This is a genomic window from Mycobacterium kyorinense (assembly GCF_002101735.1).
GTDB classification, from domain to species: Bacteria; Actinomycetota; Actinomycetes; order Mycobacteriales; family Mycobacteriaceae; genus Mycobacterium; species Mycobacterium kyorinense.
The window spans coordinates 1-11074 of sequence record NZ_LQPE01000118.1; the positions used below are offsets into that span (position 1 = coordinate 1).

Consider the following 11074-nt stretch of genomic DNA (forward strand, 5'->3'; position numbering starts at 1 on the left):
GGTGTCTTCGCCCGCATCGCTCAACGCTTACTCGCACTGGCCGCCGTGATCTGGCACAACTGGAAAATCAACACCCCCACCAAACGATCACTGATCGCCTACGACCACTGACCGGGATAGGAATCACTCATCTAGTCGAGTCTCTCGACGGCGAGCTGACTCAACTCGGTGTAGCAGTCGACGGCCATCGTCAGATCGGCCTCGGCCAGGATCTGCGACACCACGGTCCGAAGCCCGTCGCGCCCGCCGACCGCAAGACCGTAGGCGTAGGGGCGGCCGATGCCGACCAGTGCGGCGCCGAGCCCGCAGGCCCGCAGCACGTCGACGCCGTCCCGGATGCCCGAGTCGAACGTCACCGGCAGGTCGCCGACCGCCTCGATGACCTGTTCGAGATGACAAATCGCCGGAACGCCGCCATTGGCTTGGCGCCCACCGTGATTCGAGCACGCGATCACGTCGACGCCGAGCTGCTTGGCGTGCGCGGCGTCGTCGGGAAGGCATATTCCCTTCACGATCAACGGCAATTCGGTGATCTGCCGCAGCCAGCCGAGGTCATCCCACGTGAATGCCGGATTCGCGAAAACGTCCATCCACACCGCACCGGCATGGACCGGGTCGAGGTCCTTTTCGCTTGTCACACCGGCTAATTCGCGAAAACGTGGATCCGAGGTGTAGTTGGCGATGCAGTCCCCCCGCAGCATCGGCATGAACCCGTGCGACAGGTCGCGCGGACGCCAGCCCACCGTGCCGTAGTCGACGGTCACCGCGATGGCGTCGAACCCCGCTTTCTCGGCGCGCTTGACCAAGCTCTCGGTGAGCTTTTCGTCCGCGGTCGGGTACAGCTGGAAAATCCCGAACGACTCGCCGCGCGCCTCGGCCACTTCCTCGATGGTCGCAGACGACAGCGTGGAGTACATGCCGACCAGGTCGAGCTCGGCGCACACCCGGGCCTCCTCCAAGTCGCCCTCCGGCCGGATGTTGCCCAGCACCCCGACCGGACACAGGAACACCGGCGACGGCAGCTTGCGGTCCAGGAAGGTCACCGACATGTCACGATCGCTGCGGTCCCGCAGCATGCGTGGCGTCAGCCCGTAGCGACGCAATTCGGTGACGTTGATGTCCTGGGTCTCCTCATCGCCGGCGCCGCCCTTGACGTAGCCGTAGATCAGCGGGTTCATGTTCTCCCGGGCGCGGTGTTCCCATTCGGCGAACGTGAACGGAAACGGAGACGTCTTGTTGAGAACCCCGGCTTTGTAGAACTGGTATTGGTAGTCGCCGAAGTTGCCCATGGCTCCTCCCTTTGCTCATGTGACAGCAGAAAGGGTTGATTACCCGGTCCGGGCGCGGGCTACCGCCCGGGTCCGGTACAGGCTGGCGGCTGCGGTGATGCCCAGCGTCACCACGATGACGGCGAGGCTGAGCAACGTCGGGATCTCCGGCACGTCGACGTGTTCGCCGCCGTTGATGAACGGCACGCTGTTTTCACGCAGCGCATGAAAAATCAGCTTCACGCCGATGAACCCCAGGATGACGGCCAGGCCCCGGCCCAGATACACCAAACGTTCCAGCAACCCGCCGAGCAGAAAATACAACTGCCGCAGGCCCATCAACGCGAAAACGTTGGCCGCCAACACCAAATACGGCTCGCGGGTCAGCCCGTAGATGGCGGGAATGGAATCGAGCGCGAACATCAAATCCGTCGCACCCAGCGCCACGATGACCAGAACCATCCCGTCGGCGGTGTTCAGGCGGCGGCGGGCAAAGCGGACGACGACGTTGTCCGCGTCGCCGCCGGATCCCGCGCCGCGAGCCAGCCTGACACCCGCGTAGACGAGGAATGCGCCGAAGACATAGAACACCCACCCGAATTTCTGGATCGCAATCGCGCCGAGCGCAATGAACACCGCGCGGAACAACAGCGCAATCACAATCCCGACGAACAGGGCCTGCTGCTGGTAGCGCTTGGGCACGTTGAAGCTCGCCATGATGAAGATGAAGATGAACAGGTTGTCGACGGACAGGCTGTACTCGGTGAGCCAGCCGGCCAAGAATTCCAGGCCGAACTGCGGGCCGTGAAACCACCACACCCAGATGCCGAAGAGCACCGCGAACCCGACATAGGCCGACAACGCGATCGCGCATTCCCGCATGGTCGGTTCGCGGGGCCGGCGGGCGATGACCACGACGTCGAACAGCAGGACCGCCATTGTCACGCCCAACGCGACAGCCCATTCCAGCACGGACACGTGCAACGGGAGACCCCCTCTCCCGTCCAGCATGTCAGGTCGGTGCCGACCTCGCCCGTTAGTATTTTCGAACTGTGGAAGTGCCGTCGCTGTGACCGAGGTCGGCGGTGCGGCGGCCTCCGCCGGGCCGGTCGGGCGCAGCAGCGTCGCCCGGGTCGGCGCGGCGACAGCACTGACCGCCCTCTGCGGCTACGCCGTGGTCTACCTGGCGGCTCGCGACCTGGCTCCTGCGGGCTTCTCCGTCTTCGCGGTCTTCTGGGGTGCGTTCGGGCTGGTCACCGGGGCCGCCAACGGACTGCTGCAGGAAACCACCCGCGAGGTCCGCTCGGCGCGCTACGCCGACGTCGCCGCCGGTAGAACCCATCCGCTGCGGGTGGCGGGGCGGCTCGGGGCGGCGGCCGCGGTCACGATCGCGGGTAGCTCGCCACTGTGGAGCGGGCAGGTGTTCGCCGAAGCCCGCTGGCTTTCGGTGGGGCTGCTCAGTGTCGGGCTGGCCGGCTTCTGTGCGCACGCCACATTGCTGGGCATGCTGGCCGGCGTCGACAACTGGACCCAGTACGGCGCGCTGATGGTCACCGACGCGGTGATCCGGGTGGCGGTTGCGGCGGCCACTTTCCTGACCGGCTGGGGTCTGGTCGGGTTCTTGTGGGCGACCGTCGCGGGCGCGGTGGCCTGGCTGATCATGCTGGCGGTCTCGCCGACGACGCGGGCCGCGGCCCGGCTGCTCACCCCCGGGGGGACAGCGACGTTTCTGCGCGGCGCCGCGCATTCGATCACCGCGGCGGGGGCCAGCGCGATCCTGGTAATGGGCTTTCCGGTGCTGCTGAAGGCGACATCGGCCGAGCTGGGCGCCGCGGGCGGCGTGGTGATCCTGGCGGTCACCCTGACCCGGGCCCCACTGCTGGTGCCGCTGACCGCGATGCAGGGCAACCTGATCGCCCACTTCGTCGACGAGCGCACCGAGCGGCTGCGCGCGCTGGTCGCGCCGGCGCTGGTGGTCGCCGGGATCGGCGGGATCGGCGTGCTGGCGGCCGGGCTGCTCGGCCCCTGGATCCTGCGGGCCGCGTTCGGGCCCGACTACGACGCCGGCAGCGCGCTGCTGGCATGGCTGACCGCGGCGGCGGTGGCGATCGCCATGCTGACGCTGACCGGCGCCGCCGCGGTCGCGGCCGCGTTGCACCGCGCCTATGCCGTGGGCTGGGTGGGTGCGACGGTGGCGTCGACGTTGCTGCTGCTGGTGCCGGTGGCGCTGGAGACGCGCACCGTGGTCGCGCTGATGTGCGGGCCGCTGGTCGGCATCGGCGTGCACCTGACCGCGCTGGCGCGTTCCGCCGGGTAGGTTAAGCAGACGAAATGGGTTATCCCGATGTCTGGATCGTCGTTCCGGCCTTCAACGAAGCCGCTGTCATCGGTGACGTCGTCGCCGATGTCCGCTCGGTCTTCGACAACGTTGTCTGCGTGGACGACGGCAGCCGCGACGACACCGGCGAGATCGCCCGGGCGGCCGGCGCTCATTTGGTGCGCCACCCGGTGAACCTCGGCCAGGGCGCGGCCATCCAGACCGGTGTCGAGTACGCCCGTCGCCGGCCGGGGGCGCAGGTCTTCGTGACGTTCGACGGCGACGGCCAGCACCGGGTGAAAGACGTCGTCACGATGGTCGACCGGCTGGCCGCCGGCGACGTCGACATCGTCATCGGCACCCGATTCGGCCGGGGCGTCAGCAGGCCGCCGCTGGCCAAACGCCTGGTGCTTCGGACCGCGGCGTGGCTCAGCCCGCGCGGCCGCCGGCTGGGGTTGACTGACACCAACAACGGTCTTCGGGTGTTCAACAAGACCGTCGCCGACGGCCTGGACATCACCATGAGCGGGATGAGCCACGCCACCGAGTTCATCATGCTGATCGCCGAAAACCATTGGCGGGTAACCGAAGAGCCGGTCGAAGTGCTCTACACCGACTATTCCAAGTCCAAGGGGCAACCACTGCTCAACGGCGTCAACATCATCTTCGACGGGTTCTTGCGAGGAAGGCTGCCGCGATGAACTGGATCCAGGTGCTGCTGATCGCCGCCATCATCTTGCTGCTGGTGTACCTGCTGCGCTCGCGGCGCAGCGCGCAGTCCAAGGCGTGGGTCAAGGTCGGTTACGTGTTGTTCGTGTTCGCCGCCGTCTACGCGGTGCTGCGGCCCAACGACACCACGGTGGTGGCGCACTGGCTCGGGGTGGCGCGCGGCACCGACCTGATGCTCTACGCGCTGATCATCGCGTTCAGCTTCACCACGCTGAGCACTTATCTGCGGTTCAAGGACCTGGAATTGCGATATGCCAGGCTGGCCCGGGCCATCGCTTTGGAAGGAGCACGGACACCCGAGTGAATTCCCTGTCGCAGTTACGTCGTATGATGGCGACATGTCTGCGACAGCCCCTGAGCTTCGGGACCTTCTCGGCCGGGTGAACGAAGCCACCACGCTCTTACAGCGGTCGAAGACTGTTCCGGCCGCGGTTGTCCAGCTCATCGACAGCTTCGAACCGGCACTGGGCGCGGCCACACCGTTGCGACTGGAGGCGGACCCGTATCTGACCACAACCTTGTGGGCGGCGGCGTTTCGCGCGGAAAAGGCGCTGAGGCACGACGATGACCAGGACCGTCGTCGCGATGTACGAATTGCCCTCGAGCAATTCCGCCACGCATTGCGTGACATCACCGAAAATCAGCCATACAGCGACGACGCTCCGGTCCGCGAGGTACTTGCCAGAACCGTCGAGATCCTGGCGGCCCCCCAGAAGACGTTGGCTGACCTGCTTGGCGTTTCGGTTCGTCAGCTACAACGCTGGCTCGCTGCGGACGGTCCGGAGCCGACAGCCGACGACGCCGCACGTATCCGCGTGGTCGGACAACTCGTGAACCAGTTGCGCCATTCGTTCACCGGTCCGGGAGTAACCGCCTGGTTCTACCGCGAGCATCCTGTACTCGAGCGACGACCGATCGACCTGCTCGACGCTTCGCTGAGTTATCCGCAGCTCCTGAGCGCCGCAACCGCCGCTCGTGCCATGACGGTATGAGGCTGACGGTATTTCGGCACGCATCCTACGATTCGCCGTGGTGGGCATTCCCCAGCTCACGCAATGGCCGTTTCCACCGCGCCACAAGCGACACCGTGCAGTATCTGAGCCTTCATCCGCTCGGCCCTGCCGCCGAGCTGCTGCGACATAACGTTGGGCCGCACGGTGATCCGGACGACATCATCTTGAATTTATGGACGGCGCTGGTCGATGTCGAAGACGTGATAGGGGTCGACTTCGATGATTGCGCCGGCTACGGCCTGACGCCGGACGAGCTCGTCGGCGAGGATTACACCCCTACCCAGGCATTGGCAGATGTCGTTCGGGAACGCGGCGCTACCGCAATGATAGTGCCGTCGGCCGCGTTACCCGGAACACACAACTTGATCTTGTTTGGTGTCCGAGTGCTGAATCCATTTCTGTCCGAACCCCTTACACCCGAAGAGGTTCCGACCGGGCATCTCACCGACGGAGCGCGCCCGCCGGCCGAGGTTGCTCCGCACGTCCGGTGGTTCGGCACTCCGCATCCGGCGGTGGAGCAGTGGAAGGCCAGCGGCGCATACGACCTCTTCGACGACCCGACTGCGACGCGCTGGTGATGCTCAGGAGCGTCCGACCAGTGGGTGGGTGAAGCGAGCCGAAAGAATCAGCACAGCAAACGATTTCGCAAGTCGTCATGGCTACTACGGGAACACTCTCGGGCTGAACATCCGAGCAACTTTCGGTGGAGCAAAGACATTGGACCAAGGTGCGCTGCCTGTGTCGGTTGCGCCGTGGGTCTGATGCAAAACAACTTGTGAATGCGTCGACGAGGGCATGGGGTGTTGTTCGCGATGCGGGAGGCAGGTGTGATTGCTCTGCCGGAATGTGGCAGCGAGATCGCCGTGCAGCCCTATCCGGGAATTTCAGTCTCGCGATGCCGGGGCTATTCGGCGCCGGCAGCAGTCACGAACTCAAGTCCGGGTGCTCCATCGAATAGCCCGTCATGGGAGACCAGTGGCACGCCTAGGCGCATCGCTGCGGCCGCGATCCATCGGTCTCCGTCATGGAGCTTGCCGGCGAGCGCATGGCCGATCTGTGCGCAGTGCGCACGCAAGTTGGCGCACGTAGTGATCATCTCATCATCAGGCTGGACGACGGTCAGTTCAGCGATGCGGCGTTCGAGTCATCGGCGCCGCAGTTGACCCCACCCGGCGCGCAGAACTCCGTAGCGGAGTTCCATCACGGTTTGGAACGCGAGCAGTACGGGCCTTGGGCCGATCAGCATGCGGTAGTGATCAGCGAGCCGATTTGGGCGCTCATCAAACAGCCAGCTGATGACCATCGTGTCCACGACGACACCCGCTGGCTGAGCGTTGGTCATGCGTCCGCTAGTGCAGCCTGAAAGGCGGCCCACTCCTCCTCGGGCACATCCTCGATGACGAGGCGATCACGGGGGGCAGTGGCCGAGCGCGCCCGATTGCCTCATCGGGCGTATAGGTTCGCACGACTGGCTCTTCTGGCTGCTCGACACTGGACACAACGCCAAGCCTACCGTCGCGTGCTGACAGTCTGACGCCTCATCAGATCTGCGATCCACTGCGTGTTCACGGTCACCGGTAAGCGACCACTGGGTAGGGGGTAGTTTTCCGATTTGTCACCAACCCCAGATACCTGTGCCGTACGGGCGTGAGAACTAGTCGGTAAGCGTGTGGCGGAAGTATTCGACGGTGCGACGCAGGCCCTCATCCAGCGGGACTTGCGGACGCCAGTCCAAAATCCTTGCGGCCAAACCGATGTCGAGACACGAGCGCTTGAGGTCGCCCAGCCGCGGCGGCGCAAACTCCGGATCGTCGGGCGCGCCGACTGCGGCGGCCACCGCCGAATGCAGTTGGCGGTCCGAGGTTTCCACGCCGGTGCCGATGTTGAACCGCTGCCCTCCGCCGACCGGACCGGCCGCCTTGACGAAGGCGTCCACCACGTCGTCGACGTAGACGTAGTCGCGGGTGTTGGTGCCGTCGCCGAAGATCTTCGTGGGTTTACCGGACAACAGCGCCTGGACAAAAATGGCCACCACCCCGGCTTCTCCGTGCGGATCCTGGCGCGGCCCATAGACATTCGCCGGCGCGATGTGTGAGCACTCCAGGCCGTAAAGGTGCCGGAACGTGTTGAGGTAGATCTCCCCCGCCACCTTGCCCGCGGCATACGGCGACGCCGGATCGGTAGGCACTGTCTCCGGAGTGGGGTAGGTCGGCGGTACGCCGTAGATCGACCCACCCGAGGACGTGTGCACGACCTTACGCACCCCGGCGCACCGCGCCGCCTCGGCCAGCCTGATGGTGCCGACGACGTTCACGGACGCGTCGAACTGAGGGTCGGCCACCGAATGCCGCACATCGATCTGGGCGGCCAGATGGAACACAACGTCGGGGCGGTGCTCCTCCAGGATGGCCTGCAGATCCGCGGTCACGATGTCGGCCTCGACGAACACGAATTCCGGGTTGTCGGCCAGGTGCTCGAGATTGGTGGCCCGCCCCGATGCGAAGTTGTCCAGGCCCACCACCGAGCCGCCGTCGGCTATCAAACGGTCGACTAGCGTCGACCCGATGAATCCGGCAGCCCCGGTGACCAGTGCGCGCACCGGCCCACCATACAGATGGGTCACCGCGGTCGCCGTAGCCCTGGTCGCCGTGCAGCTGGTTGTCCGCGGTGTGCTGGCGTTTCGGGGCTACTTCTATTGGGACGACCTGATCCTGATCGGGCGGGCGGGCACGCATAACCTGCTGTCGCCGTCGTATCTGTTCGACGACCACGACGGCCACGTGATGCCGGCCGCGTACCTGGCGGCCGGAGCGATCACCCGGTTGGCGCCGCTGAACTGGGTCGGTCCCGCGACCAGCCTGGTGGTGTTGCAGCTGCTGGCGTCGCTGGCGTTGTTGCGCACGCTGCATGTGATCCTGGGCTGGCGTCCGGTGTTGCTCATCCCGTTGACTTTCGTGCTGTTCACGCCGCTGGGCATTACCGGTTTCGCGTGGTGGGCGGCGGCGCTGAACTCGCTGCCGATGCTGGCCGCGCTCGCCTGGGTGTGCGGCGATGCGGTGCTGCTGGTGCGCACCGGCAACGGGCGCTACGCGGTGACCGGAGTCCTGGTCTACTTCGGCGGCCTGCTGTTCTTCGAGAAGGCCGCGGTGATCCCGTTCGTGGCGTTCGCCGTGGCGGCGCTGCTGGCACATGTGCAGGGTGAGCCCGCCTTGGGGACCGTGTGGCGTCGCGGTATCCGGTTGTGGACGCCGTCGCTGGCGCTGACCGGCGCCTGGATCGCGGTCTACCTCGTCGTCGTCGACCAGCAGCGCTGGAGCACCGATCTGGCGATGACGTGGGATCTGTTGCGCCGCTCGGTGACCCACGGCATCGTGCCGGGCTTGGCCGGCGGGCCGTGGGCGTGGGACCGCTGGGCGCCGGCCTCGCCGTGGGCGGTGCCGCCGTTGGCGGTGCGGGTGCTCGGCTGGCTGGTGCTGGCGCTTGCACTGGTGGTCACGCTGTGGCGCAAGCAGCGCATCGTGCCGGTGTGGCTGACCGCGGCCGGCTATGCGGTCGCGTGCCAGGTGCCGATCTATCTGATGCGCTCGTCGCGGTTCACCGCGCTCGAGTTGGCCCAGACACTGCGGTATTTCCCCGACCTGGTCGTCGTTCTGGCGCTGCTGGCCGCGGTCGGACTCTGCGCGCCGAATCGCCCGTCGTCGCGGTGGCTGGACGCGTCGATCCCGCGCACGGCGACGACGGCGTCGGCGGCGCTGTTCGTGGCCAGTTGCCTGTATTCCACGGCGACGTTTCTGTCGTCGTGGCGCGACAACCCGGCCCAGCCCTATCTACAGAACGCGCAGCGGGGTCTGAGGCAGGCGGCGTCGACCGCGCCGCTGCTGGACCAGGAAGTCGACCCACTGGTGTTGGGCCGCGTGGCCTGGCCCGAGAACCTGGCCAGTCATATGTTCGCGTTGTTGCGCGACCGGCCCGAATTCGCGTCTGCCACAACGCAATTGCGGATGATGGACAGCTCGGGCCGGCTGGTCGACGCCCGAGTGGCGTGGATCCGCACGATAACGCCGGGCCCGGCGCCGCAGTGCGGATACTTCGTGCAGCCCGACCGGCCGGCGTCGCTTGCTCTCGACGGGCCGCTGCTGCCCGCGGACTGGACGGCCGAAGTCAACTACCTGGCCAACAGCGACGGCTCGATCACGATGTCGCTGTCCGACGGCACCGGTGTCAAGGTTCCCGTGCATCCCGGGCTCAACCGCGTCTACGTGCGACTGCCCGGAGCGGGCAACGCGATCACCGTGCGGGCCGACACCGCCGCGCTGTCGGTGTGCATCGCCTCCGGGCCGGTGGGATATGTGGTGGCCCAGTAGCTCCGCGAGCGTGCGCAGAATGCCAGCAAAACCGCCGTACCGGCGTACAACTACGCACGCTCGCGGCCAAGAGAAGCGGAGAGCCACCTAGGAGAATCGAACTCCTGACCTGCTCATTACGAGTGAGCCGCTCTGCCGACTGAGCTAAGGTGGCATGCCCTGCCGGGCGGCACGAGTCTACAGGCCGGCGCGCAGCTCCTGGCCGATGGTGGCGACCATCGCGTCCACCGCGAACTTCGGCTTGACGTTGACGGCCAGCGCTTCGCGGCACTCCAATACCGCCTCGATACAACGCAACAACCGCTCGGGCGGGGCGTGCGCGGCCATCGCCGCCACCCGGTCGGCCATATCGGGGTGGTTGGCCTGCACGCTGCGCGTGCCGGACGACACCAGCAGCGCGTCCCGGAAGTAGGTGGCCAAGTCGATCAACGCGCGGTCCAGCGCATCCCTCGACGCCCGCGTCTGCCGCGACTTCTGCCGTCGCTCAAGATCTCTGATCGCCCCGGTGGCGCCGCGCAAAGCGCTCGCCGTGCCTTTGCCGGTGCCGCCCGCACCCAGCGCCGTCCGCAGCTCTTCGGTTTCGGCCTCGTCGCGTTCGGCGGTCAGCACCATGGCCTCGGCCTCGGCCGCCGCCACCAACTCCTCGGCGGCGGCGTAGGCGCGCGACGGCGTTGCCGCGTCGCGCGCCAGTCCCAAAGCCCGCTGCCGTCGCTCACGGGCCTCGGGGTCGGTGGCCAGCCGCCGCGCCCGGCCCACGTGGCCGCCGCTGACCGAAGCCGCCCAGTTGGCCGTCTCGGTATCCAGCCCGTCAGCCTCGACCAATACCTGCGCTATGGCCTCCGACGTGGGGGTGACCAGCGCGATGTGCCGGCAGCGGGAGCGCAGCGTGATCGCGATGTCCTCGGGGTCCACCGACGGCGCGCAGAGCAAGAACACCGTCGACGGCGGCGGTTCCTCGACGACCTTGAGCAACGCGTTCGCCGCGCCCTCGGTCAGCCGGTCGGCGTCCTCGATCAGCACGATCTGCCAGCGCCCGGTGCTGGGCCGCCGCGACGCGATCTGCACGATGGCCCGCATGTCGTCGACGCCGATCGACAGCCCCTCGGGAATCACCCGACGCACGTCGGCGTGGGTGCCGGCCATCGTCGTCGTACACGCCCGGCACTGCCCGCAGCCCGGGACGCCATCGGAGGTGCACTGCAGCGCCGCCGCGAAGCACAACGCCGCCACCGACCGCCCTGATCCGGGCGGGCCGGTGATCAGCCAGGCATGCGACATGGCCGCGCTGTGAGGCGAATCACCGCGGGCGGCCTGGGCCGCCGCCACCAGCTCGGCTTCGACCGCCTGCTGGCCGACCAGCCGCGCAAATACCCCGGACATCAC

At 66.9% G+C, this 11074-nt stretch carries 11 protein-coding genes, 1 tRNA gene and 1 pseudogene; 8 read left to right on the plus strand and 5 right to left on the minus strand.

Annotation, left to right across the window (positions count from 1 at the left end):
* Nucleotides 1-111, plus strand: a pseudogene (locus AWC14_RS28240) (IS982 family transposase); the annotation flags it as partial.
* A 20-nt stretch (nucleotides 112-131) separates the two neighbouring features.
* On the opposite strand, the gene AWC14_RS14285 reads toward AWC14_RS28240, so the two are convergent.
* Entirely contained in the window at nucleotides 132-1289 is a 1158-nt protein-coding gene (locus AWC14_RS14285; protein ID WP_045385814.1) for an alpha-hydroxy-acid oxidizing protein, read from the minus strand.
* A gap of 39 nt (nucleotides 1290-1328) precedes the next feature.
* Entirely contained in the window at nucleotides 1329-2252 is a 924-nt protein-coding gene (locus AWC14_RS14290) for a TerC family protein (protein WP_045385813.1), read from the minus strand.
* 25 nt (nucleotides 2253-2277) lie between these two features.
* Here AWC14_RS14290 and AWC14_RS14295 point away from each other — a divergent pair, with 25 nt between their 5' ends.
* The 6 genes from AWC14_RS14295 (at nucleotide 2278) to AWC14_RS14320 (ending at nucleotide 6690) form a co-directional block, all read left to right on the plus strand.
* Nucleotides 2278-3585, plus strand: coding sequence for a hypothetical protein (locus tag AWC14_RS14295; protein ID WP_162267182.1), 1308 nt, complete (start codon nucleotides 2278-2280; stop codon nucleotides 3583-3585).
* Nucleotides 3586-3599: 14 nt separating this feature from the next.
* Nucleotides 3600-4286 (plus strand): glycosyltransferase family 2 protein, encoded by a 687-nt coding sequence (locus AWC14_RS14300; RefSeq protein ID WP_045384220.1) that lies wholly within the window; start codon nucleotides 3600-3602, stop codon nucleotides 4284-4286.
* Entirely contained in the window at nucleotides 4283-4618 is a 336-nt protein-coding gene (locus tag AWC14_RS14305; protein WP_045384222.1) for a DUF2304 domain-containing protein, read from the plus strand. The genes AWC14_RS14300 and AWC14_RS14305 overlap by 4 nt, the downstream gene beginning before the upstream one ends.
* A gap of 34 nt (nucleotides 4619-4652) precedes the next feature.
* Nucleotides 4653-5306, plus strand: coding sequence for a hypothetical protein (locus tag AWC14_RS14310; RefSeq protein WP_142281699.1), 654 nt, complete (start codon nucleotides 4653-4655; stop codon nucleotides 5304-5306).
* Entirely contained in the window at nucleotides 5303-5905 is a 603-nt protein-coding gene (locus tag AWC14_RS14315) for an RES family NAD+ phosphorylase (RefSeq protein WP_045384226.1), read from the plus strand. Before AWC14_RS14310 ends, AWC14_RS14315 begins: the two co-directional genes overlap by 4 nt.
* A gap of 446 nt (nucleotides 5906-6351) precedes the next feature.
* Complete coding sequence (locus tag AWC14_RS14320; RefSeq protein ID WP_045384228.1) at nucleotides 6352-6690, plus strand: hypothetical protein; 339 nt, start codon at nucleotides 6352-6354, stop codon at nucleotides 6688-6690.
* 291 nt (nucleotides 6691-6981) lie between these two features.
* On the opposite strand, the gene AWC14_RS14325 is transcribed toward AWC14_RS14320, so the two are convergent.
* Nucleotides 6982-7926 carry an NAD-dependent epimerase/dehydratase family protein gene (locus tag AWC14_RS14325; protein WP_045384230.1) on the minus strand — a complete coding sequence of 315 codons (945 nt, stop codon included), beginning with the start codon at nucleotides 7924-7926 and terminating at the stop codon, nucleotides 6982-6984.
* Between AWC14_RS14325 and AWC14_RS14330 the strand changes: the two genes are divergently transcribed.
* The gene (locus tag AWC14_RS14330) at nucleotides 7892-9691 is read left to right on the plus strand and encodes a hypothetical protein (RefSeq protein ID WP_045384232.1); all 1800 of its coding nucleotides are present in this window, start codon (nucleotides 7892-7894) and stop codon (nucleotides 9689-9691) included. The genes AWC14_RS14325 and AWC14_RS14330 overlap by 35 nt on opposite strands.
* A gap of 81 nt (nucleotides 9692-9772) precedes the next feature.
* Here AWC14_RS14330 and AWC14_RS14335 read toward each other — a convergent pair.
* Together AWC14_RS14335 and AWC14_RS14340 are read right to left on the minus strand one after the other, a co-directional pair.
* Nucleotides 9773-9845 (minus strand) — tRNA-Thr (locus AWC14_RS14335).
* 23 nt (nucleotides 9846-9868) lie between these two features.
* Nucleotides 9869-11071, minus strand: a complete 1203-nt coding sequence (locus AWC14_RS14340; protein WP_045384266.1) for a DNA polymerase III subunit delta' — start codon at nucleotides 11069-11071, stop codon at nucleotides 9869-9871.
* Nucleotides 11072-11074: the final 3 nt, after the last annotated feature.